23 protein-coding genes and 2 tRNA genes are annotated in these 26,800 nt (G+C 71.5%); 6 read left to right on the top strand and 19 right to left on the bottom strand.

Annotation, left to right across the window (positions count from 1 at the left end; translation table 11 throughout):
• Window positions 1–260: 260 nt before the first annotated feature.
• On the bottom strand, window positions 261–2,135 hold the full coding sequence (lepA, locus tag ACFYPA_RS11635; protein WP_359086313.1) for a translation elongation factor 4: 1,875 nt from the start codon (window positions 2,133–2,135) through the stop codon (window positions 261–263).
• 214 nt (window positions 2,136–2,349) lie between these two features.
• Here lepA and rpsT point away from each other — a divergent pair, with 214 nt between their 5' ends.
• The gene (rpsT, locus tag ACFYPA_RS11630) at window positions 2,350–2,616 is read left to right on the top strand and encodes a 30S ribosomal protein S20 (protein ID WP_266778644.1); all 267 of its coding nucleotides are present in this window, start codon (window positions 2,350–2,352) and stop codon (window positions 2,614–2,616) included.
• A 350-nt stretch (window positions 2,617–2,966) separates the two neighbouring features.
• Here rpsT and holA read toward each other — a convergent pair whose 3' ends face one another.
• On the bottom strand, window positions 2,967–3,953 hold the full coding sequence (gene holA / locus ACFYPA_RS11625; protein WP_359085141.1) for a DNA polymerase III subunit delta: 987 nt from the start codon (window positions 3,951–3,953) through the stop codon (window positions 2,967–2,969).
• A gap of 84 nt (window positions 3,954–4,037) precedes the next feature.
• Between holA and ACFYPA_RS11620 the strand changes: the two genes are divergently transcribed.
• Window positions 4,038–4,283 (top strand): hypothetical protein, encoded by a 246-nt coding sequence (locus tag ACFYPA_RS11620; protein WP_389131297.1) that lies wholly within the window; start codon window positions 4,038–4,040, stop codon window positions 4,281–4,283.
• A gap of 58 nt (window positions 4,284–4,341) precedes the next feature.
• Here ACFYPA_RS11620 and ACFYPA_RS11615 read toward each other — a convergent pair whose 3' ends face one another.
• Window positions 4,342–5,226, bottom strand: coding sequence for a YceI family protein (locus tag ACFYPA_RS11615; protein ID WP_359085143.1), 885 nt, complete (start codon window positions 5,224–5,226; stop codon window positions 4,342–4,344).
• A gap of 186 nt (window positions 5,227–5,412) precedes the next feature.
• On the bottom strand, window positions 5,413–6,243 hold the full coding sequence (locus ACFYPA_RS11610; RefSeq protein ID WP_389131294.1) for an arylamine N-acetyltransferase: 831 nt from the start codon (window positions 6,241–6,243) through the stop codon (window positions 5,413–5,415).
• Window positions 6,244–6,344: 101 nt separating this feature from the next.
• Between ACFYPA_RS11610 and ACFYPA_RS11605 the strand changes: the two genes are divergently transcribed.
• Window positions 6,345–6,803, top strand: a complete 459-nt coding sequence (locus tag ACFYPA_RS11605; RefSeq protein WP_359319592.1) for a pyridoxamine 5'-phosphate oxidase family protein — start codon at window positions 6,345–6,347, stop codon at window positions 6,801–6,803.
• A 98-nt stretch (window positions 6,804–6,901) separates the two neighbouring features.
• Here the strand turns inward: ACFYPA_RS11605 and ACFYPA_RS11600 are convergent, their stop codons facing one another.
• The 5 genes from ACFYPA_RS11600 to leuS all read right to left on the bottom strand — a co-directional run bounded on the left by ACFYPA_RS11600 (window position 6,902) and on the right by leuS (window position 15,568).
• Complete coding sequence (locus ACFYPA_RS11600; RefSeq protein WP_389131291.1) at window positions 6,902–9,463, bottom strand: ComEC/Rec2 family competence protein; 2,562 nt, start codon at window positions 9,461–9,463, stop codon at window positions 6,902–6,904.
• Window positions 9,460–10,164, bottom strand: a complete 705-nt coding sequence (locus ACFYPA_RS11595; protein ID WP_389131288.1) for a helix-hairpin-helix domain-containing protein — start codon at window positions 10,162–10,164, stop codon at window positions 9,460–9,462. Before ACFYPA_RS11595 ends, ACFYPA_RS11600 begins: the two co-directional genes overlap by 4 nt.
• A gap of 726 nt (window positions 10,165–10,890) precedes the next feature.
• Entirely contained in the window at window positions 10,891–11,736 is an 846-nt protein-coding gene (locus ACFYPA_RS11590) for a DegV family protein (protein ID WP_389131285.1), read from the bottom strand.
• A gap of 94 nt (window positions 11,737–11,830) precedes the next feature.
• The gene (locus ACFYPA_RS11585) at window positions 11,831–12,538 is read right to left on the bottom strand and encodes a hypothetical protein (RefSeq protein WP_359085149.1); all 708 of its coding nucleotides are present in this window, start codon (window positions 12,536–12,538) and stop codon (window positions 11,831–11,833) included.
• A gap of 156 nt (window positions 12,539–12,694) precedes the next feature.
• Complete coding sequence (gene leuS / locus ACFYPA_RS11580; protein WP_359319587.1) at window positions 12,695–15,568, bottom strand: leucine--tRNA ligase; 2,874 nt, start codon at window positions 15,566–15,568, stop codon at window positions 12,695–12,697.
• Window positions 15,569–15,963: 395 nt separating this feature from the next.
• Between leuS and ACFYPA_RS11575 the strand changes: the two genes are divergently transcribed.
• On the top strand, window positions 15,964–17,349 hold the full coding sequence (locus ACFYPA_RS11575; RefSeq protein WP_359319586.1) for a hypothetical protein: 1,386 nt from the start codon (window positions 15,964–15,966) through the stop codon (window positions 17,347–17,349).
• The gene (locus tag ACFYPA_RS11570) at window positions 17,346–18,923 is read left to right on the top strand and encodes a ferredoxin (RefSeq protein ID WP_359085152.1); all 1,578 of its coding nucleotides are present in this window, start codon (window positions 17,346–17,348) and stop codon (window positions 18,921–18,923) included. Before ACFYPA_RS11575 ends, ACFYPA_RS11570 begins: the two co-directional genes overlap by 4 nt.
• 60 nt (window positions 18,924–18,983) lie before the next feature.
• On the opposite strand, the gene ACFYPA_RS11565 is transcribed toward ACFYPA_RS11570, so the two are convergent.
• The 9 genes from ACFYPA_RS11565 to ACFYPA_RS11525 all read right to left on the bottom strand — a co-directional run bounded on the left by ACFYPA_RS11565 (window position 18,984) and on the right by ACFYPA_RS11525 (window position 24,132).
• Window positions 18,984–19,056 (bottom strand) — tRNA-Ala (locus tag ACFYPA_RS11565).
• Window positions 19,057–19,186: 130 nt separating this feature from the next.
• A complete protein-coding gene (locus tag ACFYPA_RS11560; RefSeq protein ID WP_148018647.1) occupies window positions 19,187–19,420 on the bottom strand; it encodes a hypothetical protein in 234 nt (77 codons plus the stop codon).
• 291 nt (window positions 19,421–19,711) lie between these two features.
• Window positions 19,712–19,784 (bottom strand) — tRNA-Ala (locus ACFYPA_RS11555).
• Between the two features lie 128 nt (window positions 19,785–19,912).
• Entirely contained in the window at window positions 19,913–20,566 is a 654-nt protein-coding gene (locus ACFYPA_RS11550; RefSeq protein ID WP_359085219.1) for a histidine phosphatase family protein, read from the bottom strand.
• Entirely contained in the window at window positions 20,563–20,994 is a 432-nt protein-coding gene (gene rsfS / locus ACFYPA_RS11545) for a ribosome silencing factor (protein ID WP_359085153.1), read from the bottom strand. Before rsfS ends, ACFYPA_RS11550 begins: the two co-directional genes overlap by 4 nt.
• Window positions 20,995–21,270: 276 nt before the next feature.
• A complete protein-coding gene (locus tag ACFYPA_RS11540; RefSeq protein ID WP_389131281.1) occupies window positions 21,271–23,058 on the bottom strand; it encodes an LCP family protein in 1,788 nt (595 codons plus the stop codon).
• Window positions 23,059–23,077: 19 nt separating this feature from the next.
• Window positions 23,078–23,695 carry a nicotinate-nucleotide adenylyltransferase gene (gene nadD / locus ACFYPA_RS11535; RefSeq protein WP_359085155.1) on the bottom strand — a complete coding sequence of 206 codons (618 nt, stop codon included), beginning with the start codon at window positions 23,693–23,695 and terminating at the stop codon, window positions 23,078–23,080.
• Between the two features lie 38 nt (window positions 23,696–23,733).
• Window positions 23,734–23,895 (bottom strand): hypothetical protein, encoded by a 162-nt coding sequence (locus ACFYPA_RS11530; protein ID WP_187285139.1) that lies wholly within the window; start codon window positions 23,893–23,895, stop codon window positions 23,734–23,736.
• An 84-nt stretch (window positions 23,896–23,979) separates the two neighbouring features.
• Window positions 23,980–24,132, bottom strand: coding sequence for a hypothetical protein (locus ACFYPA_RS11525; protein ID WP_359085156.1), 153 nt, complete (start codon window positions 24,130–24,132; stop codon window positions 23,980–23,982).
• A gap of 110 nt (window positions 24,133–24,242) precedes the next feature.
• On the opposite strand from ACFYPA_RS11525, the gene ACFYPA_RS11520 reads away from it, so the two are divergent.
• The gene (locus ACFYPA_RS11520) at window positions 24,243–25,391 is read left to right on the top strand and encodes a M48 family metallopeptidase (RefSeq protein WP_389131277.1); all 1,149 of its coding nucleotides are present in this window, start codon (window positions 24,243–24,245) and stop codon (window positions 25,389–25,391) included.
• On the opposite strand, the gene ACFYPA_RS11515 is transcribed toward ACFYPA_RS11520, so the two are convergent.
• Complete coding sequence (locus tag ACFYPA_RS11515; protein ID WP_359085158.1) at window positions 25,315–26,445, bottom strand: hypothetical protein; 1,131 nt, start codon at window positions 26,443–26,445, stop codon at window positions 25,315–25,317. The genes ACFYPA_RS11520 and ACFYPA_RS11515 overlap by 77 nt on opposite strands.
• Window positions 26,446–26,800: the final 355 nt, after the last annotated feature.

The raw sequence follows: 26,800 nt of genomic DNA, 5'->3' as shown, positions 1-26,800 counted from the left end.
GCTTCACGACGGGCTGCTGGTTGGGGTGTGCTCTCCGCTTACGTCTACGTGCTCAATGGTGCTTGTTTAACTGGCGAGTAACTACGAAGCCGTGATCAGAGTAAGGCGCACGCGCGCCCCGCGTAAGAGGCAACAGGACCCCGCTTCATAACGAACGGGCCCCCGCGGCGCAGCCTTCTGCGATGCGGGGGCCCGATGGTCTACCGGTCGGTAGGAGTGGAGGGCGGCGCTCCGTGCCGACCCCGCCCCACACCTCCGTACTACTTCTTGGCCTTGGTCTCCCCGGCGGACTCGTCGGTCGACAGCACGGAGATGAACGCGTCCTGCGGCACCTCCACGTTGCCGACCATCTTCATCCGCTTCTTGCCTTCCTTCTGCTTCTCCAGCAGCTTCCGCTTACGGGAGATGTCACCGCCGTAGCACTTGGCGAGGACGTCCTTGCGGATGGCACGGACGGTCTCACGGGCGATGACCCGGGAGCCGATGGCCGCCTGGATCGGCACCTCGAAGTTCTGCCGCGGGATGAGCTTCTGCAGCTTGGCGACGAGCCGGACGCCGTACGCGTACGCCTTGTCCTTGTGCGTGACCGCGGAGAACGCGTCGACCTTGTCGCCGTGCAGCAGGATGTCGACCTTGACGAGCTCGGCGGACTGCTCGCCGGTGGGCTCGTAGTCGAGCGAGGCGTAGCCGCGCGTCTTGGACTTCAGCTGGTCGAAGAAGTCGAAGACGATCTCGGCGAGCGGCAGGGTGTAGCGGATCTCGACCCGGTCCTCGGAGAGGTAGTCCATGCCGAGGAGCGTGCCGCGGCGCTGCTGGCAGAGCTCCATGATCGCGCCGATGAACTCGCTGGGCGCCAGGACCGTGGCCCGGACGACCGGCTCGTGCACCTTGTCGATCTTGCCCTCGGGAAATTCACTCGGGTTGGTGACGGTGTGCTCGCTGCCGTCCTCCATCTCGACGCGGTAGACCACGTTCGGGGCGGTGGCGATGAGCTCGAGACCGAACTCGCGCTCCAGCCGCTCGCGGACCACGTCGAGGTGGAGCAGGCCGAGGAAGCCGACGCGGAAACCGAAGCCGAGCGCGGCGGAGGTCTCCGGCTCGTACACCAGGGCGGCGTCGTTGAGCTGGAGCTTGTCCAGGGCCTCGCGCAGGTCCGGGTAGTCCGAACCGTCCAGCGGGTACAGACCCGAGAACACCATCGGCTTGGGGTCCTTGTAGCCGCCCAGCGCCTCGGTCGCCCCCTTGTTCAGGGAGGTGATCGTGTCACCGACCTTGGACTGCCGGACGTCCTTCACACCGGTGATGATGTAGCCGACCTCACCGACGCCGATGCCGTCGGACGGGGTCATCTCCGGGGAGGAGACGCCGATCTCCAGCAGTTCGTGGGTGGCTCCGGTCGACATCATCCGGATGCGCTCGCGCTTGTTCAGCTGGCCGTCGACGACCCGGACGTACGTGACGACGCCGCGGTACGCGTCGTAGACCGAGTCGAAGATCATCGCGCGGGCCGGGGCGTCCGCCTTGCCGACGGGCGCGGGGACGTCCCTGACCACCCGGTCGAGCAGCGCGTCCACGCCGACGCCGGTCTTCGCAGAGACCTTGAGGACGTCCTCGGGCTGGCAGCCGATGAGGTTGGCCAGCTCCTCGGAGAACTTCTCGGGCTGGGCGGCCGGCAGGTCGATCTTGTTGAGGACCGGGACGATGGTGAGGTCGTTCTCCATCGCCAGGTAGAGGTTGGCCAGCGTCTGGGCCTCGATGCCCTGCGCGGCGTCGACCAGCAGGACCGTGCCCTCACAGGCGGCGAGCGACCGGGAGACCTCGTAGGTGAAGTCGACGTGCCCCGGGGTGTCGATCATGTTGAGGACGTGGGTGCTGCCCTGGCCCTCACCGGTCGTGGGCGCCCAGGGCAGTCGCACCGCCTGGGACTTGATGGTGATGCCACGCTCGCGCTCGATGTCCATCCGGTCGAGGTACTGAGCGCGCATCTGCCGCACGTCGACCACACCGGTCAGCTGGAGCATCCGGTCGGCAAGGGTCGACTTGCCGTGGTCGATGTGCGCGATGATGCAGAAGTTGCGGATCAGCGCCGGGTCGGTACGGCTCGGCTCGGGCACGTGGAGAGGAGTCGCGGGCACGCAGGGTCCTGATTCTTGAGACGCCGAACGCCGTGTCTCGGGTCGATGTCGGGTCGGTCGGATCTGTACGTAGCCTCCATCGTCCCACGCCTGCGGGGCGAGGACCGGTTTGGGCCGGTCGGAGGGTGGCTGGTACCGTGGACAGCTGTGCCTCGTGGCTCTCGGGCCGCAAGGACACACATCGAAGATCCAACGAACCTGCAAAGGCTCTTTCGTGGCGAACATCAAGTCCCAGATCAAGCGGAACAAGACGAACGAGAAGGCGCGCCTGCGTAACAAGGCCGTCAAGTCCTCGCTCAAGACCGCGATCCGCAAGGCCCGCGAGGCCGTCGTTGCGGGCGACGTCGAGAAGGCCACCGTGGCCGTTCGCGACGCTTCGCGTGCCCTCGACAAGGCTGTCTCGAAGGGTGTCATCCACAAGAACGCCGCCGCCAACAAGAAGTCGGCGCTGGCCACCAAGGTTGCCACCCTCCAGGGCTGAGCATTCTGATGTGATCGCCGGAACGGACCAGGTGGGCCCTCTCTCCCGCCCCTGACCGGCACCCCGCGCCGCACACCGAACCTGCGTTCGCCACGCGGGTGCGGCGCACCAAGCGCACAACGAAGACCCCCGCCATTCCCCTCCCCAGGGGAACGGCGGGGGTCTTCGTCATGCTCGCGCGGAGGGCTGGAGCTGTGGTCTCTCATGGGCTGGGTTTGGCCGGGCGCATCGCGCCCGGCCAAACCCAGCCCGTCCGGCGATTGAGGACGCCCGAACAGCAAGTTCAAGCCCGTCCGGCGATTGAGGACACCACGACCCGCCGCACCCGCCGCCCACCACCCCGCCGGGGCCTACCGCCCCGCCCGCGCGGCCCGCGCCACGGCGACCACGGCCTTCTCCAACGCGTACTCCGGGTCGTCGCCCCCGCCCTTGACCCCCGCGTCCGCGTCCGCGACCGCGCGGAGCGCCACCGCGACCCCGTCCGGCGTCCAACCCCGCATCTGCTGACGCACCCGGTCGATCTTCCAGGGGGGCATGCCCAGCTCCCGGGCGAGATCCGCCGGCCGTCCCCCGCGCGCGGAGGAGAGCTTGCCGATCGCCCGTACGCCTTGGGCCAGCGCGCTGGTGATCAGGACGGGAGCAACCCCGGTCGACAGCGACCAGCGCAGCGCCTCCAGGGCCTCCGCCGCCCGGCCCTCGACCGCCCGGTCGGCGACCGTGAAGCTCGACGCCTCGGCGCGCCCCGTGTAGTAGCGCCCGACGACGGCTTCGTCGATCGTGCCCTCGACGTCCGCGACGAGCTGCGACGCCGCGCTCGCCAGCTCCCGCAGATCGCTGCCGATGGAGTCGACCAGCGCCTGGCACGCCTCGGGCGTGGCGGAGCGTCCCAGCGTCCGGAACTCGCCCCGCACGAAGGAGAGGCGTTCGGCGGGCTTGGTGGTCTTCGGGCACGCGACCTCCCGTGCCCCGGCCTTGCGCGCCGCGTCGAGCAGCGCCTTGCCCTTGGCACCGCCCGCGTGGAGCAGGATGAGAATGATCTCCTCGACCGGATCGTCGAGGTACTTCTTGACGTCCTTGACCGTGTCGGCGGAGAGATCCTGCGCGTTGCGCACGATCACCACCTTGCGCTCGGCGAAGAGCGAAGGGCTCGTCAGCTCGGCCAGCGTGCCCGGCTGGAGCTGGTCGGACGTGAGGTCCCGGACGTCCGTGTCGGCGTCGGAGGCCCGGGCCGCCGCCACCACCTGCTGCACGGCGCGGTCCAGGAGCAGGTCCTCCTGCCCCACGGCGAGCGTGAGGGGAGCGAGCGGGTCGTCGGTGGAATTCCTTCTGGTGGCCATCGCCGTCCAGCATCCCACGGGCTACTGACAGCCCGGCTGCGACCGCCGGTCGGGAGGACGCGACCCGTGGCCGAGAATGGGCGGGTGAGCGATGTGAGACATGTACTGGTGCTGCCCGACCGTGATGCCGCGGAGGAGGCGGGCGGAGAGCTGGCCGACCGGTTCGGCGTCACCGAGGAGCCGCAGCTCGTACGGGACGCGCTGGCCGGGGAGGACGACGCCGAGGACGCGCAGTGGCTGCTGGTCGTGGAGGACCCCGACCGGCGCCTGGACCCGGCGGCGCTCGACGCGTTCGCCGCGGAGTACGAGGGCTGGCTGGAAGCCCCGTAGCGGACTGTGCCCCGGGGCTGCCCCAGGGCTGCGGCTGCGGCGGGCCCCCCGCCCCGGGTCAGCTCTTCGGGACGATCTGGATGTCCATGTCGATCGAGATGCTGGAGCCGACCGCGGCGATGCCACGGGCCAGCATCGTCTGCCAGGTGAGGGTGAAGTCCTCGCGGTGCAGTTCGGTGGTGGCGCGGCAGGCGGCGCGGGTCTCGCCCTCCAGGCCGTTGCCGAGGCCGAGGTACTGGGTGTCCAGCGTCACCGTGCGGCTCACTCCGTGCAGGGTGAGCGCACCGCTGACACCCCATCGGGTGCCGCCCCGGTGGACGAAGCGCTCGCTGTAGAACTCCAGCGTGGGGTAGCGGCCTACGTCGAGGAAGTCGCCCGAGCGCAGGTGGTCGTCGCGCATCTGGACGTTCGTGTCGATCGACGCGGCGTCGATGACCACGTGCATGGCGGAGTCCTCCATGCGGTCGGCGATCCGGACCGCCCCGGCGAAGGTGTTGAACCGGCCGTGAATACGGGCCATCCCGATGTGCCGGGCCGTGAAACCGATCTGGGAGTGCATCGGCTCGATCTCCCACTCGCCGGGGGCGGGCAGCTGCGGGGGCGCGGAGACCTGAAGCGTCACCTCGCCCAGGGCCGCGTGACCGCCCTCGGCGACTGTGGCTGAGCCGTGAAACGGGGTGAACCCCTCGGCCGTGACGGCCAGTCGGTACTCCCCCGCCGGCACCGTGGCGAGGACATTGCCGAACGGGTCCGTCTCCCCGCCGAGCACCTTGCGTCCCGCCGCGTCCGTCACGACGAACTCGGCCTGCCGCACCGCCTCGTCGACCGGGTCGAGCACCCGGCAGCTGAGGACACCCGCGGAGTCCGGTACGGCGAGTCCGGCGAGGGCGTTGCCGCGGGCGGCACCCGTCGCTCCCTTGTTTCCGAGCCAACGGCCGAACATCTTTCGCGCACTCCCGGGGGCGGTTTCACCTCGGGCCGAAGGACTGGACGTCGTTGTCGGAGCAGCGGCCCGCCGACGATCATGCATTCGATCACCCTTGTGGCGTTCGAGGCAAACAGCGCAGCTCGCCAGGGCTTGGGTGGAGGTGTTACCGAAGGTCCGAATTGATTGTTCCGTTTGTGTGTGTCACGCATTCGACGCAGAAACGCCGACCCCGTCCTCGGGGGGAAGGCGGTCGAGGCGCATTCCGAAGTGCTCGTGGTAGGCGGCGAACACCTCCCCGTCGCTCTCCAGCCGCGTCTCGTGGCGCTGCGCGCCCACCGTCGTGAGGAGCCGGTGGCCCTTGAGCGTGATCCGGCCGGTGGTGGTGAAGCGTGAGCAGACCGGCGACCGGGTGAAGCCGGAATCGGGCGAGGTCCGGTGGTACCAGGCACCACCCCGGAAGTCGGCCAGTGCCCGGGGCCGTGGGTCCAGACGGAACTGGGGTGCGCCCTCCCGCAGCACCTCGAGGTCCCCGTAGTCGCCGCCCCCCTCTGCGGGGGCCTGAGCGATGCGGAAGCCGCCGCGCGGGTCCTGCTGGTCCGTACGGTCGTCGAGCGCGAGCGGGTTCTGGGCGTGGTCGCCGAAGCCGACGTCCGCGAGCCACGGCCCGGTGCCGTCGTCCGTCTCCACCCGCAGCGCCATGTGGTCGTACGGGATGCCGAGCCGCCCGCCGTCACCGTGAACCCGCGCCTGGAGCAGCGTGACGCGGAAGCCGAGCGCCCGCAGCAGGACCGCGAAGGCGCCGTTGAGTTCGTAGCAGAAGCCGCCGCGACGGTCGGTGACGATCTTGTCGAGGAGCGCCGCCTCCTCCAGGACGATGTCCTCACCGAGGTGGATCGAGAGGTTCTCGAAGGGGACGGTGGTGAGATGACGCAGTTGCAGATCGCGCAGCGCCACGGCGTCGGGGCGGGCGGGCCGGGCGGCGCCGATGCGCTCCAGGTAGGCGTCGATGGTCTGCGGCAGGTGCGGGTCCATGAGAGCAGTGTGTCGTGGCGCGTGGCACCGCGCCCTGAGCCGATGGTCCTAGGACCGGCGGCGGAGGTGCGATGCGGGGCGCGTTCACTAGCGTGCGGAGCATGACGAATCGGGAGCCGGCGCGCAGCCGCGAACAGCGCAAGCAGGATGTGCTCGATCATCTGGAGAAGGACACGGACGCGTGGGTGTCGACCGCCTCCGCCGACGGCGTCCCGACTCTGGTGCCGCTGTCGTTCGTATGGGACAGGGGAACTCTTCTGATGGCCACCCGCCGCGCCAACCCGACGGCGGTCAACCTGGCCCCGGCCGGGCAGGCCCGGATCGCACTGGGCCCGACCCGGGACGTGGTCCTCATCGAAGCGACGGCGGAACTCATCGAGGGCGCGGACCTTCCCGCGGAATCGGCTGACGCCTTCGCCGCGAAGCTCAACGGCTGGGACCTGCGGGGCCGTTCCGCCTGGGTGTACCTGCGTTTCACGCCGTACGCGGTCAAGGCATGGCGGGAGGTGAACGAACTGGCCGACCGTGAACTGATGGCCGAGGGCCGGTGGCTGGAGTGAGCGCGTCGTGCATTGATGGCCGAAGGCCGGCGGCTGGAGTGAACGCGCCGTGCGTCGATGGCCGAAGGCCGGGGGCTGGAGTGAGCGGGTACGCGCCGTCATGACCGCCCCACCGCCCGCAGACCCGACCCTGCGCCCGTCACCGCGATCGCACCGTCCCTGTCCGTACGGAGCACCACCGCTCCCCCGGACCGGAGCGCCTCGACCGTCCGCGCGGCCGGATGCCCGTACGGGTTGTCCCGGCCCACGCTGACCAGAGCGAACCTCGGGCGGGCGCTGTGCAGCAGCGCGGCGTCCTGATGCGCGGACCCGTGGTGGGCGACCTTGAGCACGTCCACTCGCCGCAGCGCCGGGTGGCTTCGCAACAAGCCCTGCTGGGCCGGAGGTTCGAGGTCGCCGAGAAGCAGCAGCGTCAGTCCTGCGGCCCGTACGAGCAGGGTGACGCTGGCATCGTTCGGATCCTCCGGTACGGGTCCGGCGGCCGGGCCCGTCGCGGTGGCCGGGCCACCCGGCGGCCACAGCACCTGCCAGGCGAGCGTCCCGATATGGCGCCGCTCACCAGGGGCGGTGCGCACCATGGGGATGCCCGCCGCCGCGGCCGTTCTCCTGACGAACGCGGCCTGCTCCGGGGGCTCGTCCAGGCTCGTCGTCTGGATCGCGCCCACCGACCTGCCCCGCAGCACCCCGGGCAGTCCACGCACGTGGTCGGCGTGGAAGTGGGTGAGGAGCAACAGCGGGACGCGGGTGATGCCCAGGTCGCGCAGGCACCGGTCGGCGAGCCGGGGATCGGGTCCGGCGTCCACCAGCACCCCCGTGCCCGGTCCGGCCGCGAGCACCAGGGCATCCCCCTGACCGACGTCGCACATCGCGAACGCCCATCCGGGCGGCGGCCATCCGGTCAGTACCCGGGTCAGTGGTACGGGCCGGAGCACCGCGAGGACGAGCAGCAGCGCGGCGGCCGAGCAGATCCAGGGGTGGCGTCCGATGCGCCGCGCGCACACCACCAGCACCACTGTCAGCGCGGCCAGCAGCAGCGCCCCCGGCCGGCCGTCGGGCCAGTCCACTTCCGCCCCGGGGAGGGCGGCTCCCGTCCGGGCCACGGAGGCGATCCATCCCGCCGGCCACCCCGCCAGCCATGCGAGCGGTCCGGCCACCGGCATGGCCACCGGAGCCAGCGCCAGCGCGGCGAACCCGAGCACCGTGGCAGGTGCCACCGCGAACTCGGCCAGCAGATTGCACGGGATCGCCACGAGACTCACCCGGGAGGCGAGCAGCACCACGACGGGCGAGCACACCGCCTGCGCCGCGGCCGCGGCCGCCAGCGCCTCCGCCAACCGCGGTGGCACCCGCCGCCGTCGCAGCGCTTCGCTCCATCGCGGGGCCAGGGTCAGGAGCGCGCCGGTGGCCAGCACGGACAGCACGAAGCCGTAACTGCGCGCCAGCCACGGGTCGTAGAGCACCAGCAGCAGAACGGCGGCGGCCAGGGCCGGAATCAGTGTTCTGCGCCGTCCGGTGCCGATGGCCAGCAGCGTGATGAGACCGCAGGCCGCGGCCCGCAGCACGCTCGGTTCCGGCCGGCAGACGAGCACGAAGGCGAGGGTGAGCCCGCCGCCGAGCACGGCCGTTCCCCGCAGGGAGATCCCCCATGCGGGAGCCAGCCCGCGGCGTTCGGCGCGCAGGGCTCTGCCGGGCGGTCCGATGAGCAGGACGAGCAGGATCGCCAGGTTGGCGCCCGAGACCGCCATGAGGTGGGTGAGGTCCGTCGCCCGGAACGCCTCGCGCAGTTCGGGTGTGACGCGCGTGGTGTCGCCGACGACCAGCCCGGGCAGCAGCGCCCGGGCATCGGGGCCCAGGTCTTCCGTCGCCGCGCGCAGGCCGGCGCGCAACCCGCCCGCGGTGCGCTGGAGCCGGGTCGGCGAACCGATGACAAGGGGTGAGCCTTCCCCCTCGGCACGCAGCGCGGCGGTGGCACGCTCCCCGCCGTGCAGCGGCGGGGCGAGTCGGCCGCTCACGCGCAGCCGGGTGGACGGAAGCAGTTGCTGCCACCGGGCGGCCCCCGCACCTGGCGTGACGATGACCAGCACCGGTGTGCGCAGCCGGACGGCCGCGCCGCCGGGCCTCGTCAGCCGCACGATCTCGGCGTCCAGGAGCAGGGAGACGGGGGTGCTGTGGTCGCCGCGTACCCGGGGAGCCGTGCGGCGGACGTCCGAGGTCAGAATGATCTCCGCGTCGATGCGCGCGAACTGCCCGGCCAGCCCCGGCACGGGCCCCTGCCGCGCGTCCGCCCGGTGCAGACCGGCGGAGGCCGCCCCCGCCGCCGCGCAGAGCAGCACCGCCGCGGCAGCCGTGGTGTGCAGCCTGACGTGCGGACGCCATCGGCCACCGGCGCCGCTCCCCTCGCGGTGCACACGGGCCGCGCGCACCGTGAGGGCCGCGCGGAGGGGCGGGAAGCCGGGTACGGCCAGGAGGATCATGGCCGCACCGAGGCAGAACACCACGCCCAAGGCCACCCAGCGGCCGGGCGCGTCCAGGGCCGGTGCGGCACCGGCCCAGGCCGCCAGGGCCGGCGGAACCAGCCGCAGATCGACGGGGCCCTCCTGCCGCGGGTCGGCGGACCCCAGGCGACCGCCCGACGCCGTGTGGACGTCCTCGGTGTTCACGGCCGCACCAGCGGCCGGAGATCGGCGAACCGGCGGTCACCGATCCCGTTGACCTCGCGCAGTTCGTCGACGGACCGGAACCCTCCGTGCTGGGCGCGGTAGTCGACGATGTGCTGGGCGAGGACGGGGCCGACGCCGGGCAGGGTGTCGAGCTGGTCCACCGTCGCGGTGTTCAGGCTCACCGGCCCGGCGGGCGCGGTCGGGCCGGGGCCTCCTCCCGTACCGCCGCCTGCCGTGCCGACTGCGGGGACCTGGCCGGGCGGGGCGCCCACGATGATCTGTTCCCCGTCCGTCAGGACCCGGGCCCGGTTGAGGTTGTCGAGGTTCACGCCCGGCCTGGCCCCGCCCGCCACGCGCAGCGCGTCGGCGACCCTGGCTCCGGTCGGCAGCCGGTGGATCCCGGGCCGTCGCACCTTCCCGCTGACGTCCACCACGACCTGCCCGCCCGGCCCGGCGGCGGGCGGGGCCCCGGGCGAGGGCTCCGGCGTACCGGCGCCGCCACCCGTACGCGCGTCCGCGACGTCCGCGTCCGTCTCCGCCACGGGCACGTGCACGGCCTCGTCGACGCGCTCCGGAGCGCGTACGGAGCCGGGGCGCGCGGACCAGAAGTGCGTCGCGGCGAACACCGCTGCCGCGACCAGGACGACGGTGAGCGCGGCCAGGGCCCTCGGCTCCAGGCCGCACCTGAGCTGGAGCCACACCGGAAGCCGCTCCCGCAACGCGGGCAGGACCGCCCCCGTTCCCCGTCGGTCCGCCGCATCCGGTGCCGGAGGCGGTACCGGGCCTCCCGGAGCCGCGACCGATACCGGTCCGCCCGGAGCCGGTACCGGGCCCACAGCGGCCCCCCGCCCCACCGCTGGGGCGGGCGCGTCCGTGACCGACGTCGTGGAACGAGCCGATGGGGCATGCGCCTCCGTGACCACCGCCGCGTAACGAGCCGCTGACACAGGCGCGTCCGTGACCGCCGCCGAGGGCGGAGCCGCCGTCAAGGGGTGAGAGGCCGTGGCCGGACCAACGGCCCCCAAGGCCACCCCCACCACCGGCCGCGCGACGCGCCCCCCGTAGCCGCCCGCCATGAGCGCGTCCGCGCGGGTGCGCGCGGCCGCCGCCGCTGCCGCCGCCGCGACAGTGCGCCCCCTTGCCCGCCCCCGCCGGCCGGGCCCGGTGCCCGCCCCGCTCCGGAGACGGGCGTCCGATGCCGGAACTCGCCCCGGCCCGCTACCGGGTCCGGATGCGCTGCCGTACCCGGTGGAGCGGCCGACGCGGCCGACGCGGTCGGTATGACCGTCGGCACGATGGGTGACGCGTGGTGATCGGGAAGCCATGCCACAAGACGCTAGGCAGGTCCGCGGAATCTCGCTGAGCCCACCCGATTCCGGTGGAAAACCGGCCCGTTGTGCATAACTCCACCACTCCGGGGAGTGACGTCAGCGCGGCGAGACCACCGCTCCCAGCAGCCCGGGTCCGGTGTGCGCGCCGATCACCGCGCCCACCTCACTGACATGGAGATCGACCAGGCCCGGAACCCGGTCGCGCAGCCGCTCGGCGAGCCGCTCCGCCCGCTCCGGGGCCGCGAGGTGGTGCACCGCGATGTCCACCCGCTCGCTGCCCGCCCGATCGGCGACGATCTCCTCCAGCCGGGCGATGGCCTTGGAGGCCGTCCGCACCTTCTCCAGCAGTTCGATCCGGCCGTCGTCCAGCTGGAGGAGCGGTTTCACGGCGAGGGCCGAACCGAGCAGTGCCTGCGCGGCGCCGATCCGGCCGCCCCTGCGCAGGTAGTCCAGGGTGTCGACGTAGAAGTAGGTCGACGTGCCCGCCGCCCGCTTCTCGGCGGCGGACACCGCCTCGTCCTGGCTGCCGCCCGCCTCGGCCGTCTCCGCGGCGGCCAGCGCGCAGAACCCGAGGGCCATGGCGACCATTCCGGTGTCCACCACGCGCACCGGCACCGGGGCGTCCTTCGCGGCGAGGACAGCGGCGTCGTACGTGCCGGAGAACTCCGCCGACAGGTGCAGGGAGACGATGGCGCTCGCACCCGCGTCGGCAGCCGCGCGGTAGGCGGCGGCGAAGACCTCGGGGCTGGGCCGTGACGTCGTCACGGAACGGCGCTTCTGCAGGGCCAGCGCGAGGGAGCGGGCCGAGATCTCGGTGCCCTCCTCCAGCGCCTGGTCGCCTAGTACGACGGTCAGCGGCACTGCGGTGATGCCATGCCGTTCCATCGCCTGGGGCGGCAGGTAGGCCGTGGAATCGGTGACGATCGCGACATGGCGGGACATGAGCGGGAGGTTACCTGCCGGGGAGGGGGCTCGGCAGTCCGACCCCGACCGAATGATCAGTTCCCCTCACTTCGGGCCCCTGTCCCGCCCGCTCTCAGTTCGTGGTCTCCGGCCGTGCGCTCTTCTGCCAGGGATATCCGCTCTGCAGCCGGGGATCCGGGGCTGTGATGGCCGCCTGCGAGGGCCCCTCGCCGCCTGCGGGCTCCGTCCGGGGCCGCTCGTGACCGCCGTCCGCCGGACGTCCCACTGCCGGCTCCTCCGTCGTCCAGTGCCGCAGCGCGCCTGCCTCCACGTCGATCTGCGCGTTCAGCGCCGCCAGATCGTCGTCGGCGAACTGCCGGGCCCGGTCCCTGGCGGCCCAACGCAGGGACTCGGCGGCGCGCGTGATCCGCTCGGTGCGCTTCTTCAGGTCCGGCAGCAGCGAGGCGACCGTCGCCTTGTCCGGCTCGCGCTCCAGCCGCTTCAGGTCCTCGTCCAGCTCGCGGCCGTGCACCCCGAGGCGCTCGAACAGACCCAGCGACTCCGAGAGCGAGGCGTCCTCGGCCACACCCGAACGCAGCGCCTCCTGCGTGGCCCGCATCGAGGTGCGCAGCGAGAGGCGGAGCTGCGCCAGCTCACCGCCGACGCCCAGTTGCCCGTAGCTCTTGGCCCGCAGCGTGGTGTCCTCCACGGTCCGGCGGGCCTGCGTGAGCGTGCGGTCCACACCGCGTTTGGCCGCTCCGACGGCCTTGACGGTCGCGTAGACGCCCAGGGCCATGAAGGCGACGACGAGCAGCCCCAGGATCAGGATGACGGCTTCCATGAGCGCCCCTCGGATGGTGTGACGGCTTACGGCACGGTTTCACCCGCCCCTCCACCGTAAACGGAACGGGCAGGCGGAGGGTTCCATCGGAACCCCCAACCTGCCCGTAGGGGAAAGCCCTCACACCGTCACGGCGACGGCTGTCGCCCGGACCGCCTAGGCCGGAACGATGTTCACCAGCTTCGGCGCCCGCACGATCACCTTCCGGATGCCCGCCCCGCCCAGTGCCGCGACGACGGCCGGGTCCGCCAGGGCCAGGGCCTCCAGCTCCGTGTCCGTGATCGACGGGGAGATCTCCAGGCGCGCCCTGACCTTGCCCTTGACCTGCACGACGCAGGTCACGGTCTCGTCCACGACGTACGCCGGGTCGGCGACCGGGAAGTCCTGGTGCACGACCGACGCGGTGTGACCCAGCCGGCGCCACAGCTCCTCGGCGATGTGCGGCGCCAGCGGCGCCACCAGCAGCACCAGGGCCTCGGCGACGGAGCGCGGCAGCGGGCCGCCGGCCTTGGTCAGGTGGTTGTTCAGCTCGGTGACCTTGGCGATGGCCGTGTTGAAGCGCATCCCGGCCATGTCCCCGCCGACGCCGTCGATCGCCTTGTGCAGCGCGCGCAGCGTGTCCTCGGCGGGCTCGGTGTCGACGACGGTGACCTCGCCGCTCTCCTCGTCGACGATGTTGCGCCACAGACGCTGCAGCAGTCGGTACTGGCCGACGACGGCCCGCGTGTCCCAGGGGCGCGACACGTCCAGGGGGCCCATCGCCATCTCGTACAGACGCAGCGTGTCCGCGCCGTACTCGCCGCAGATCTCGTCGGGCGTCACGGCGTTCTTCAGGGACTTGCCCATCTTGCCCAGGACGCGGGAGACCTTCTCGCCCTCGTAGTAGTACGCCCCGTCACGCTCCTCGACCTCGGCCGCCGGGACCGCGATGCCGCGGCTGTCCCGGTAGACGAACGCCTGGATCATGCCCTGGTTGTACAGCTTGTGGAACGGCTCGGCGGAGGAGACGTGGCCCAGGTCGTGCAGCACCTTGGACCAGAAGCGGGCGTACAGCAGGTGCAGTACGGCGTGCTCCGCGCCGCCGACGTACAGGTCGACACCCCCGGTCGGCTGCCCTTCCCGCGGGCCCATCCAGTACTGCTCGATGGCCGGGTCGACCAGCTTCTCGCTGTTGTTCGGGTCCAGGTAGCGCAGCTCGTACCAGCAGGAGCCCGCCCAGTTGGGCATGGTGTTGGTCTCGCGGCGGTACTTCTTCGGGCCGGCGCCGTCGCCCAGGTCCAGCGTGACGTTGACCCAGTCGGCGTTGCGCGACAGCGGGGTCTCGGGCTGGGTGTCGGCGTCGTCCGGGTCGAAGGTGCGCGGCGAGTAGTCGTCGACCTCCGGCAGCTCCAGCGGCAGCATCGACTCGGGCAGCGGGTGGGCGATGCCCTCCTCGTCGTACACGATCGGGAAGGGCTCGCCCCAGTAGCGCTGGCGGCTGAACAGCCAGTCGCGCAGCCGGAAGTTGATGGTGCCCTCGCCGACACCGTGCTCCTTCAGCCACTCGGTGATCCGGGCCTTCGCGTCGACGACGCCCAGGCCGTCCAGCGAGATCTCGTCGTTCGCGGAGTTGACCAGCTTCGCCTCGTACGAGCCGAAGGCGTCCTCCCACGTCGAGGGGTCCGTGCCGCGGCCGTCCGACGGCTCGACGACGCAGCGCATCGGCAGCTCGAAGGCGCGCGCGAAGGCGAAGTCGCGTCCGTCGTGCGCCGGCACGGCCATGATCGCGCCGGTGCCGTAACCCATCAGGACGTAGTCGGCGATGAAGACGGGGACCTGCTCGCCGCTGACCGGGTTGGTCGCGTACGCGCCGGTGAAGACGCCCGTCTTGTCCTTCGCCTCGGCCTGCCGCTCCACGTCGGACTTGGCGGCGGCCTGCTTGCGGTACGCCGTGACGGCTTCCGCCGGGGTGGCGTGTCCGCCGGTCCAGACCGGGTGGGTGCCGTCCGGCCAGGCGGCGGGGATGATCCGCTCGACCAGCTCGTGCTCCGGCGCCAGCACCATGTACGTGGCGCCGAACAGGGTGTCCTGGCGGGTGGTGAAGACCGTGATGCTGCCGGCTCCGTCGACGGGGAAGTCCACGCGCGCGCCCTCGGAGCGGCCGATCCAGTTGCGCTGCTGCAGCTTGATGGCCTCGGGCCAGTCCAGCCCGTCCAGGTCGTTCAGCAGCCGGTCGGCGTAGGCCGTGATGCGCATGTTCCACTGGCGCAGCTTGGCCTTGAAGACGGGGAAGTTGCCGCGCTCGGAGCGGCCGTCGGCGGTGACCTCCTCGTTGGCCAGGACGGTGCCCAGGCCGGGCGACCAGTTGACGGGCGCGTCGGAGGCGTAGGCCAGCCGGTACTCGCTCAGGACGTCGGCGTGCTCGGCGGCGCTCAGCGCACTCCAGTCACGGCCGTCGGGCGTCGCACGCTCACCGGACTCGAACTGGGCGACCAGTTCCGCGATGGGCCTGGCGCGGTCCGCGTCGGTGTCGTACCAGGAGTTGAAGATCTGCAGGAAGATCCACTGGGTCCACTTGTAGTACTCGGACTCGATCGTGGCGAACGAGCGGCGCTTGTCGTGACCCAGTCCCAGCCGGCGCAGCTGCGCCGTCATGTTCTCGATGTTGGCCTCGGTCGAGATCCGCGGGTGCGTGCCGGTCTGTACGGCGTACTGCTCCGCGGGCAGACCGAAGGCGTCGAAGCCCAGGGTGTGCAGGACGTTGTGGCCGCTCATCCGCTGGTGACGGGCGAAGACGTCGGTGGCGATGTAGCCCAGCGGGTGGCCCACGTGCAGCCCCGCACCCGAGGGGTACGGGAACATGTCCATGATGAACTTCTTCGGCTTGGCGGCCAGCTCCGGGTCGCCCGCCAGGTCACCGGTCGGGTTCGGGGCCTCGTAGGTGCCCTCGGCGTCCCAGAAGTCCTGCCAGCGTGCCTCGATGTCGGCGGCCATCGCTGCCGTATAGCGGTGCGGCGCAGCAACGTCGGCTGCGGAATTCGTCTCGCTCATGATCCTCAAAGCTCCATCGATCGTCATCTGCCGGGCGCCCACGTCTACGGACACGCGTCTACGGAAACGAAAAAGCCCCTCGCACAGGAGGGGACGCCGCGCCGATGCCGACCAGGCATTCTCACCGGTCGGGACTGATCAGCGCGGCTCGCTAAGCAGAAGGCGTACGGCACGCATGGCGTCAGGGTACCGCACAGGCCCGGGGCCTCTCCGGGTGCCGCCGATCCGTGGACACGGCAGGGGGCGAACCCCGCGGCAGAACGTCCGGGAAGCGGGGGTTACTCCGCGTAATGCCCTCTATCGGGGCAACCATCCAAACCTCGTACCGGCCGGTATGGGGCGACTTAGCATGCGGCAACGGGACCGCTTTGCCGAACCATTCGGAGTCGCCCCCCATGAACCCTCATCGCAAGATCCGCTCATCGGCCACCCCGCTGCGGGGGCCGAGCCGTCACGTACAGGGCGGGCTGACCGTCGCTGTGCTGGTTCTCCTTCCGCTGCTCGCCGTGGCGGGCAGCGACGGTCTGCGCGCCACGCTCGACTTCACGACCGGTGTCCTCTCGCTGGTCTCGCTCACCGCCGCGGTGGGCTGGGGCCTGCTCGCGACCGACCGGCTGTTCCTCTCCTCACGCCAGCGGCTGGTCGGCCAGGCCGTCCACCGCACCGCCGCGGCCGCCTCGCTGGGTTTCCTGCTGCTCCACGTCACGGTGAAGGTCTCGCTGGGGCATGTGGCGCTGCTCGGCGCCCTCATACCTTTCGGCCTCGGATTCAGTGGTACGGCGGGGCTCATCGGCTTCGGCGCGCTGGCCGGGCTGCTGATGGTGGTGGCCGCCGCGACGGGCGCGCTGCGCAGCGCCTTCGCCTCCCCCGGCAAGGTCGCCGGGCGCTGGCGTGCGCTGCACGCGCTGTCCTACCCGGCCTGGTGCGCCGCGCTGGTGCACGGCCTGTACGCGGGCCGGCCGCCCGCGGTCTGGGTCGTCGTGATGTACGGCCTGAGCCTGGTCGCCGTGGCGGCCGCGCTGTGCCTGCGCACGCTGCCCCCGCCGGTGAAGCGGCGGATCGCCGGACTGATCACCGCTCTGGTCAAGCCGGACGCCCTTCCCGCCGAACCGGATCAGGTGACGCGCGAGGCTCCGCTGCCCGGTGCCGACACCACGGCCCTGCCGACGGCGTACGGAACGGAGGCGGCGTACGGAGCCGGCACCACGGCCCTGTCCGGGGCCTACGGAGCGGACGCCGACGGCGCCGGCCGGGGCGGACTCGGCAGCCAGGTGCGGGGCACCCCGCTGCCGGCGTCCTTCGCGCATCCACGGACCACGCTCCCGGCCCCCGCCCCTCCGCTGTACGAGGCCCCGCCCCGCAGCTCCGACCGCCTCGCCGATCCGCTCCCGCGCACGCCCGGCGGCCTCACCGGCCCGGGGCCGGGGATCGCCGCCGGGTACCGCGCGGTCTCGCCGACCGCCGGAGCCGCCGCGGGGAGGGAGCCGTCCGGGCGCTGGCCGGCCCCGTCGCCCTCTCCGCCCACCCAGGCGCTGCGCCCGCCGCCCGGACCCGTGGGCCCGCCGCACCCCCCGTACACGGCGTACGAGCCCCCCGCACCGTCCTTCGAACCCGTGCCGACGCCCGCCACCCCCTACGTCCCCGCCCAGGAACCTCCGTACGCCGCCGGAGCAGCGACCGCACCGCTGCCCGCCGTCGGCGACACCGCACCGCTCCCGGGGCCGTTCTACCCGCCCCCGGCCGGAGAACCCTGGACCGCACCCGCAGGAGACCGACCGTGAACATCCCCCTCCCCGACGTCCCCGAAGTCCGCGTCGTCGGCCTCCCCCAACTGACCAGCGGCTTCGACCTGGTGGAGCGGCTGGACCTCGGCATGCACCTGAAGGTGCACGGGCCGCTGGAGCCGATGACCGGCGAACGCCTGGCGGAACTCGCCGAGGCCATCTCGCTGAACGGCCGCGGCGGCGCCGGCTTCCCCTTCGGCAGGAAACTGCGGGCCGTCGCCAAGGCATCGATCCGGCGGGGCGTGCGACCGGTCGTCGTGATCAACGGCAGCGAGGGCGAGCCGGCCTGCCGCAAGGACACGGTGCTGCTCAACCGCGCTCCGCACCTCATCCTGGACGGCGCCCTGCTGGCCGCCGAAGCACTCGGTGCGCGGACGCTGATCGTCGCCGTCACCCGTAACTCCACGGAGATCTCGGTACGCTCCGCACTCGCCGAACGAGGGCTGTCCGACCGGCGCGGGCAGCCATTGCGCGCCCGGGTGGTGCGCACGCCCGAGCGCATGGTCTCGGGGGAGGCATCCGCGGTCATCCGGGCCGCGTCCGGTGGCCCCGCCCTGCCGCCGGGGCGCCGCGAACGGGCCGCCGAGTCGGGGGTAGGCGGCGCGCCCACCCTGCTGTCGAACGCGGAGACGTACGCCCAACTCGCCGTCGCCGCCCGCACGGGCGCCCGCCGCTACGGGCACACCGGCCTTCCCGACGAGCCGGGGACCGTGCTCCTCACCCTCTCCGGCGCGGTCGCGCGTCCGATGGTCATCGAGGTGCCCACGGGGGTGCCCCTGCGGTACGTACTCCAGCTGGCCGGCGCGCCCCCGTTGCCTCAGGGCGTGCTGACGGGCGGCTATCACGGCAATTGGATCACCGCGAACGCCCTGCACGACGCCGTCGTCTCCCGGGAGTCGCTGGCCGCGGCGGGCGGTGCGCTGGGAGCGGGCGCGATCCTGCCGATCGGGCCGGAGACCTGTCCGCTCGGCGAGTCCCTGCGCGTGGCGAACTGGCTGGCCGCCGAGACCGCGGGCCAGTGCGGTCCGTGCAAGCTCGGGCTGCCGGCCGCCGCGGGCGGGCTCTCCGACGTACTGAACGGGGGCGGGCCGGCCGCGCTGGAGGCGCTGCGCGAGGTGACCCTGGCGGTGAAGGGGCGGGGCGCGTGCAAGCACCCGGACGGTTCGGCGCGCTTCCTGTCCTCCACGCTCTCCGCGTTCACCGACGACCTGGCCGCGCACGTACTGGACGGCGGCTGCGGCCGGGAGACGCTCGGGGTCCTTCCCCTTCCCGCTCCTGGTTACCAGGATGCGGAGGAGTCCATTCCGAGCGGCGAGAAACTGGCCGTGGACTGGACGCTCTGCCGGGGCCACGGCCTGTGCGCCGACATCGTCCCGGAGCTGATCAGACTGGGCCCCGACGGATACCCGGCGCTCGCGGACGCCGCGGTTCCGATGCATCTGCGAGGACGCGCGCAGCGTGCCGTACGGCGTTGTCCCGCCCTGGCGCTCCGGATCGAACAACCGGCTCCCGAGCGGCCCGCGCTGCCTCCGGGCACCGGGCGGAAGGCCCTGGGCAGCGGCCGGAGTTGACGGGACAAAAAAGACTGGCGGGCCATCCGATTCGGATGGCCCGCCAGTCGATCTTCACTGTGGAGCTAAGGAGAATTGAACTCCTGACCTCCTGCATGCCATGCAGGCGCTCTACCAACTGAGCTATAGCCCCGCGTTCTGCCGCCCGGTCTCCCCTGGCGACATCGAGAACATTACCGGTCACCCCGGCCGTCCACCAAATCGTTTGCCGTCAGCCGCTCCCCGGCTCCACTTCGGCGCCTCCCGGCCGATCGCCGGGCGGGTCAGGCCGTGGCGAAGGAGTAGAAGCGCTTCAGCGTGCAGTGCTCCTCCAGCAGCCGTCCGTAGATCGGCTCCCCTTCCAGCTCCCGGTAGGTCTCGATGGGGTCGCCCTTTATGACGAGGGCCCGCGCGCATTCCTCGCACCAGTACTGGTAGTCCACGTTGACCGGGTCCATGTCCCTGACGATGGGCGTACCGCTGCCGCACCAGTCGCATTTCCGCCTGTGCGCGCCCATGGATCAGCTCCGGCTGCGGCCGCGGGCCGTGCACAGGGGGAGGATTCCGGTGTGACCACCGGGCGTTCGGGCCACCGGGGGACGACTCGGGTCAGGTCCTGGGGGCAGCTCCGGGATCTCGTGGCGGCTCGCAGGCATCGCTCACTCCTCCCCGTTCGGTCCGTCTCCCCTCCGGCGGTCCGATTCTGCCATGGCCCCGCAAGGGGGGCAGCCCGCCGGGAATCCTTCGGTGACCGGGCGGGGGCAACAAGCAAGGATCCCGCCCCCTGGGAGGGGACGGGATCCTGATTGTGGAGCTAAGGAGAATTGAACTCCTGACCTCCTGCATGCCATGCAGGCGCTCTACCAACTGAGCTATAGCCCCGCTGTTCGCTGTGTTTCCCTGCGTTTCCGCGCTGCGAACAAGAAGAACTTTAGCCTGTGACCAGCCGGAAAGTGAAATCCGGCCGATGCTTCCCGCAGACGCCCTGTGGGCACCGTGCGGGAACCAGGTCAGGCGTCGTCGCCGAGCACCGGTTCGGGCAGCGTGCCCGCGTTGTGCTCCAGCAGACGCCAGCCGCGGGCGCCCTCGCCCAGCACCGACCAGCAGCAGTTGGTGAGTCCGCCGAGCCCTTCCCAGTGATGCGCTTCCAGGCCCAGCAGCCGGCCGATGGTGGTCCGGATGGTGCCACCGTGGCTGACGACGACGAGCGTGCCGTCGTCCGGCAGCTTGTCGGCGTGCGCGAGCACGACGGGGGCCGCCCGGTCGGCGACCTCGGTCTCCAGCTCACCGCCGCCGCGCCGCACGGGCTCGCCGCGCTTCCAGGCCGCGTACTGCTCGCCGTACAGTCCCACGATCTCCTCGTGGGTGAGGCCCTGCCAGGCGCCGGCGTAGGTCTCGCGCAGGCCCGGGTCGTACGCGACACCGAGCCCGGTGACTGCGACGAGCTCGCCCGCCGTGGCCGCGGCGCGCCGCAGATCGGATGCGACGATCGCGTCCGGCTTCAGCCCGGCGAGCAGCCGGGCGGCCCGCCGGGCCTGCCCGACGCCCTCCTCGGTGAGCTCGATGTCCGTGGAGCCCTGGAACCTGCGCTCCAGGTTCCACGCCGTCTGGCCGTGTCGCCAGAGGACGATCCTGCGGCCCCTGCCGCTTCCGCTGCCGTTCAGCTCTGCTCACCTTCCGTGCTGCCGGTGAGCTGTGCGTGCTCCTCGGCCTTGCCGCGGGTCTTCACCGCGTCCTCGGGAAGAGGGATCTCGGGGCAGTCCTTCCACAGGCGCTCGAGCGCGTAGAAGACGCGCTCCTCGCTGTGCTGGACGTGGATGACGATGTCGACGTAGTCGAGGAGGATCCAGCGTGCGTCGCGGTCGCCCTCACGGCGGACCGGCTTGGCGCCGAGCTTCTCCTGAAGCTGCTCCTCGATCTCGTCGACGATCGACTTGACCTGGCGGTCGTTGGGGGCCGAGGCCAGCAGGAAGGCGTCCGTGATCGACAGCACGTCGCTGACGTCGTACGCGATGATGTCGTGCGCGAGCCGGTCGGCGGCCGCCTGAGCGGCGGCGTTGATGAGCTCGATGGAGCGGTCCGTGGCGGTCACATGCAGGCTTTCGTAGGCGGTCAGATCAACCTCTAGGGTCTCACGGACCGCCGACAGCCCACGCAGTCATCCTCCGAGGACCGTTCAGGAGTCGTCCGGCGCCGCCCGGAGCAGCGGTGGAACCGCCCGCCCCGGCCCACAGACAGGCCCGGAAGCCGCCCCCGGACGGCCCGGGAACGACGGCGGGGCGGCCCCGGAACCGTCCGGAGCCGCCCCTGACCGGACCGGACGAACCCTGGGCCCGTGGACCCGTGGGACGGTCGGCCGCACCGCGGGCTACTTGATCTTGTAGTCCTGGCCGATGACGACCGACACGTCCGCGTTGCCGGCCGGCTTGCCCTGCTTCGTCGCGCTCGCGGGCAGCCCGAGGGTCGAGGCGACCTCGGTCGCCTTCTTCTTGTCCGCAGCGTCCTCGTAGACGACCTCGGAGGAGGCCACCGCGTCGGACTTCCCCGCATTGACGACGGTGTAGCCGCCGTTGACCAGCTCGATCCGGGCGGACTCCGTACCGCGGTCGCTGCCCGTGGCGTCCTTGACGCCGACCCGCACCGCCGCCTCCGCCGCCGGGGCCTTGACCGAGCCGCCCAGGATGTCCTTGACGACGCTCTCGGTGGCGGCGTCGGTGAGGGTGCCGTCGTCCTGGACCGGCAGCAGCGCCGTCTTGTAGTCGCCTATCTTGGCGTGCTCGGCAAGCTTCGCCAGGGAGGCGCCGAGGTCCTGCTCGGGCAGTGACGGGTCGAGGATCTGCGCCAGCGTCTGGATGGTGACCGTGGCGGCCTTCGGATCGTCGGAGATCTTCCGCAGCACTCCGCGCATGACCTGCCCGAACCGCATCAGCTGCTTGGCCTCGGCCTCCCCAGGCCCCCGGTACGTGGCGTAGGCGACGGCCATCGGCCCGCCGAGGGTCTGCGCCTTGCCCTCCTTCACCAGGGGCGGGTTCCCCTTCTTGGCGTCGGGAACAGCGGTGTCGGTGTCGACCTCGATGTTGCCGACCAGGTCGACGAGGTTCTCCAGATACGGGGTGTCCAGCCGCCAGGTGCCGCTGATCTCGGTGCCGAGCAGGGTGTCGATGGACTCACGGGTTCCGGAGGTGCCGTCGTCGTCGACCGACTTGCCGAGCGTGGTGGTGGCACCGTCCTCGTCGGAGACGGCCAGCGAGTTGGGCAGCAGAACCGTCGTGCCCTGCTTGGTGGTCACGTTGTCGACGAGCAGGGCCGTGGACGTACCGCCGCCCTTGGTGTTGTGGAGGTGGACCACGATGACGTCCCGCCGCTGCGGACCGGTCGCCGTGGTGGTCTCCTTCTCCGACGCGGAGAAGCCGGGAAGCTTGTCCGCGGACCACAGGTAACCCACGCCACCGACCACGACGAGGGCGGCGACGACGATCAGCGCGACCATCCGGTTGTGACCGCGCCGGCGAGCCTCCTCGCGGCGCTCGCTGCGGCTCTCGGTGAACTTCAGCCAGTCGATGACGTCTTCGGAGTCCTCGTCGGGCTCCTCGATGAAGGAGAACTGCTCCGTGCGGTAGTCACGGTCCCCCCGGCGCGGCCCCGGGACGCCCGCCTCCGGCTCCGCGGCCGGCTGCGTTTCGGGAGTCCGCCGAGTTTCGGGGGCCCGCTGCGCGGCCGGGGCTTCGGGCGCCGGGGCCTGCTGCGGGATGCTCCACTGCTGCGAGGTGTCGACCGCGGCGGGCTGCTGGCCCGTGTCATAGCCGTAGCCGCCGTCGTAGCCGTAACCCTGCTGCGGGTGTTGCTGCTGTGGGTGCTGCTGGGTGGCGTACGGGTCGTACTGCTGCGGGGGCACGGCGGGCTGTTGCTGTTGCTGCTGGGCGTACGGGTCGTAGCCGTATCCCTGCCCGGACTGCGGCGCCTGCTGCTGCGGCTGCTGGGCCTGGTGCGGCGGCTGCGGCTGCTGCTGCGCGTACGGGTCGTACTGCTGCTCGTACTGCTGCTGTCCCGGCTGCTGCTGTCCGGGCTGCTGGTACACCGGCTGACCGTACTCGTCGTAGCCGATGATCTGCGGCTGCTGGTAGTACGGGTCGTACGGGTTCTGACGGTCGTTCACCGGTGCCCCTCTCCGTGGCTCATTCGCCGCGGTACAGCTGGCGCTTGTCGATGTAGCGGACCACGCCGTCCGGCACCAGGTACCAGACCGGATCCCCCTGGGCGACCCTCTCGCGGCAGTCCGTGGAGGAGATCGCCAGCGCGGGGACCTCCACGAGGGAGACGCCCCCCTCCGGCAGCCCGGCGTCCGTGAGCACGTGCCCCGGCCTCGTCACACCGATGAAGTGGGAGAGCGAGAAGAGTTCCTCGGCATCCCGCCAGGTGAGGATCTGGGAGAGGGCGTCGGCACCCGTGATGAAGAAGAGGTCCGCGTCACCGTGGACCGCGCGCAGGTCCCGCAGGGTGTCGATCGTGTACGTCGGCCCCTTGCGGTCGACGTCGCTCCGGCTGACCGAGAACTGCGGGTTGGACGCCGTCGCGATGACGGTCATCAGATAGCGGTCCTCGGCCGGGGACACCTGCTTCTGGCTCTTCTGCCACGGCTGCCCGGTGGGGACGAAGATCACCTCGTCGAGGTGGAACAGGGCGGCCACTTCACTGGCCGCCACCAGGTGTCCATGATGGATCGGGTCAAACGTCCCGCCCATCACGCCGAGGCGGCGCTTTCCGCGGCCGGTAGGCACTTCCTGCTCTCCCATGCGTGCAGAGCCTACTGGCACAGCTGTACGCCTCGGCCTCAGCGGTCGCGGTTGAAGCGCGTGGTGATCCACAGAAGGAGGAGAAGCGCGACAAACGCACCGCCACCGGTGAGGAGCGGGCTGAGACTTTCGTGGTTTCCACCGTGCTCGCCCTCGGCGGCGACGGTGACCAGCTGGTGTGCGGTGCTCGTGAGGCTCATCTTCGGCAGGACCTATCGATCGGGAGTCGGAGGGAAGACGTCGCTGACATCGTATGCGGGGGCCCCGGGCACGCCCACGCCGACTCAGTCGTTGTTGTCGTCGTTGCGGTATCCGCGGAGCAGGAACCAGGCCATCAGGGCCGCTCCGACGAGCGAGGCGATCAGCACGATGCGGATCGTGTTGCCGGGCCCCTGGTCCTCGGACGCGGCAGCGAGCAGAGCAACGGTGTGCGGCATGTCGGGCGTCTCCTCAGTTATCCACAGCCCCCCGCACACCGTAGCCCCAGCACCTACGCTGGGATTTGTCAGGGGGCGAGCGACGTCTCGTACGAACAGGGGGCCCATTCATGACCGACGGCAGCCACGAGAGCCATGGCCAGGTGCCGAGCAGGCAGCGCAGGCGTTTCCCGGGAATCTCCTCCCGGGCGTACGAACACCCGGCGGACCGCTCGGCCCTGGTGGCCCTGCGCAAGCTGAGCGGTTTTGACACTGTCTTCAAGGCGCTGAGCGGACTGCTGCCGGAGCGCAGTCTGCGACTGCTCTTCCTGTCCGACTCCGTCCGGGTGAGCGACGCGCAGTTCAGCCACCTCAACGACATGCTGCGGGACGCTTGTTACATCCTGGACCTGGAGAAGGTCCCTCCGATGTACGTCAGCCAGAATCCCCAGCCCAACGCCATGTGCATCGGCCTGGACGAGCCGATCATCGTGGTGACGACGGGCCTGGTGGAGCTGCTCGACGAGGAGGAGATGCGGGCCGTCGTCGGACACGAGGTGGGGCACGCCCTCTCCGGCCATGCCGTGTACCGCACGATCCTGCTCTTCCTCACCAATCTCGCGCTCAAGGTGGCGTGGATCCCTCTCGGCAATGTCGCGATCATGGCGATCGTCACCGCGCTGCGCGAGTGGTTCCGCAAGTCCGAGCTGTCCGCCGACCGGGCCGGACTGCTGGTCGGCCAGGATCTTCGGGCCTCGATGCGCGGACTGATGAAGATCGCCGGCGGCAACCACCTCCACGAGATGAACGTGGACGCCTTCCTCGCCCAGGCCGACGAGTACGAGAAGGCCGGCGACCTGCGCGATTCCGTCCTCAAGATCCTCAACGTGCTCCCCCGCTCGCACCCGTTCACCACCGTGCGCGCGGCCGAGCTGAAGAAGTGGTCCGAAACCCGCGACTACCAGCGGATCATGGACGGCCACTACCCGCGGCGCGACGAGGACAAGGACACCTCGGTCACGGACGCCTTCAAGGAATCCGCCTCCCACTACGCCGATTCGGTGCGCAGCAGCAAGGACCCGCTGATGAAGCTGGTCGGCGACATAGCGGGGGGCGCCGGGGACCTGGGCGGCAAGCTCCGGGACAAGTTCACCGGAGCGGGCGGCAGCGGCGCCAAGGGGGCCGGGACGGCCACGGGTGACGCTACGGACGGCTCGGAGCAGTCCCCGGGGCCCGAGGACCCTGAGGGGCCGTCTGCTCCCGGGACGGCGGGGAGCTGACCTCCAGCGTCCCGCACAGCGCCGCGGCGGGGAGGCCCGTCGCGTACGGGTCGGTGCCCGCCGGGCCGCGGTCGACCGCTCGTCCGCCCGCGAGCAGTGGCCGCAGGGCACCGGTGGTGTCGGCCGAGCAGGACTGCGGTCCGGCCTGGACGTAGCTGGTCTGCACCTCCAGCCGGTGCAGCCGCAGATCGTCCCGGTCGAACCGGAAGCGCATCTCCCGCCGTACGGTGAACAGCGAGGCTCCGTCCGCCTGTTGGGGCCCGGAGACGGTCGGGCGGAGCGCATAGGCGAAGGTGTGGTCCGACAGCACCTCCAGGGTGTCGGCCCCCACCTCGGCGTACCGCAGGGTGCCCCGGACCCGGATCTCCGGGTCGAGGGTGACCCGGGCCGGGTCGAATCGCACCAGCCAGCCGGTCACCGCGTGCTGCCCGTCGTCGCGCGGGGCCCTCACGCTCCGCTCGAACTGCTCCATCTGGTCCGGGTCGAGCAGGGACTCCACGGGGCGCACCGCGTTCCCGCCGAGGACGTCGAGGTCGAGCGAGGAGGCCACCAGGTAGTCCTTGACCGTGGCCAGCGCCGTGTACACCTGGTTCTCGGAGAAGCTGTCCGTCCGCCGGCTGACCGGGAGGCTGATGCCGGCGGCCCCCTCGGGGAACGAGGCGGCGGGGCTGCCCGCGAAAAGACCGGCCGGGGTGCCGGCGGGCACGGTTCCGCGCGGCGCCAGCGGGACGACGGTCATCCGCAGCGGCTCGGCCCGGCGGGTGACGGGGTTCTGGTAGGGGTGGCGGAAGCCCATGAAGACGGCGGCGCCGAAGGCCAGGGCGATCAGGACGACCAGGGCGAGTGCGGCCCGTGAGCCGTTGCGGACGGCTCGGCCCGGCAGGCTCCGGACGGCGCGGGCGTGCTCTCCCATGCGCTCCTGGGCGGAGAATTCCTGGAGCCGGGCAGCCCGGACGAAGGACTCGTCGAAGACGAGTGAGCGGTACTCGTCCTCGCTGCCGCCGCTCGCCCCGTTCTCCGACGGGCCTTCGGGTGGATCTCCGCGGTCTGCCATGACTTCTCCCGACTTCACGTCACCGACCGACTCCACGCCACCGGCCGGGGCCGAAACGGTGCGCCCCTTCCGGCCGGAAGGCTCCGGACAGGGTCTGCCCGCCATACGTGGGCATGGCCGGACAAGTGAGAAGCCCCCTCTTCGAACGGGTGAGGGGTCATATCTTCAGAGTAGGTCGATTACAGCGGAGGTAAACGCGGTGACGGGCGGGAACTGCCCCGGGATTCCCCCGGTCGGGTGGATCCGGGCCGGGGAAACGGCAGCGGCCCGCCCGGCCACCCCGGGGCATCGTCGGCGGCCCGTAACGGGCACGTCGGGGCGGCGGCGCACCGGCAACCGGTGCGCCCGGTACGCC

The organism is Streptomyces sp. NPDC005775 (genome assembly GCF_042871565.1).
GTDB lineage: Bacteria > Actinomycetota > Actinomycetes > Streptomycetales > Streptomycetaceae > Streptomyces.
Note: the sequence above shows the minus strand (reverse complement) of the source record. Positions and strands in the feature narration are given on the sequence as shown.

Coding starts and splice junctions, on each gene's coding strand:
- ACFYPA_RS11530 (WP_187285139.1), bottom strand. CDS start 23,895: ATGAGCCTCACGAGCACCGCACACCAGCTGGTCACCGTCGCCGCCGAG.
- ACFYPA_RS11615 (WP_359085143.1), bottom strand. CDS start 5,226: ATGTTCGGCCGTTGGCTCGGAAACAAGGGAGCGACGGGTGCCGCCCGC.
- leuS (WP_359319587.1), bottom strand. CDS start 15,568: ATGAGCGAGACGAATTCCGCAGCCGACGTTGCTGCGCCGCACCGCTAT.
- nadD (WP_359085155.1), bottom strand. CDS start 23,695: ATGGGAGAGCAGGAAGTGCCTACCGGCCGCGGAAAGCGCCGCCTCGGC.
- ACFYPA_RS11610 (WP_389131294.1), bottom strand. CDS start 6,243: ATGGACCCGCACCTGCCGCAGACCATCGACGCCTACCTGGAGCGCATC.
- ACFYPA_RS11590 (WP_389131285.1), bottom strand. CDS start 11,736: ATGTCCCGCCATGTCGCGATCGTCACCGATTCCACGGCCTACCTGCCG.
- ACFYPA_RS11520 (WP_389131277.1), top strand. CDS start 24,243: ATGACCGACGGCAGCCACGAGAGCCATGGCCAGGTGCCGAGCAGGCAG.
- ACFYPA_RS11560 (WP_148018647.1), bottom strand. CDS start 19,420: ATGGGCGCGCACAGGCGGAAATGCGACTGGTGCGGCAGCGGTACGCCC.
- ACFYPA_RS11585 (WP_359085149.1), bottom strand. CDS start 12,538: ATGGAAGCCGTCATCCTGATCCTGGGGCTGCTCGTCGTCGCCTTCATG.
- ACFYPA_RS11575 (WP_359319586.1), top strand. CDS start 15,964: ATGAACCCTCATCGCAAGATCCGCTCATCGGCCACCCCGCTGCGGGGG.
- holA (WP_359085141.1), bottom strand. CDS start 3,953: ATGGCCACCAGAAGGAATTCCACCGACGACCCGCTCGCTCCCCTCACG.
- ACFYPA_RS11525 (WP_359085156.1), bottom strand. CDS start 24,132: ATGCCGCACACCGTTGCTCTGCTCGCTGCCGCGTCCGAGGACCAGGGG.
- ACFYPA_RS11605 (WP_359319592.1), top strand. CDS start 6,345: ATGACGAATCGGGAGCCGGCGCGCAGCCGCGAACAGCGCAAGCAGGAT.
- ACFYPA_RS11515 (WP_359085158.1), bottom strand. CDS start 26,445: ATGGCAGACCGCGGAGATCCACCCGAAGGCCCGTCGGAGAACGGGGCG.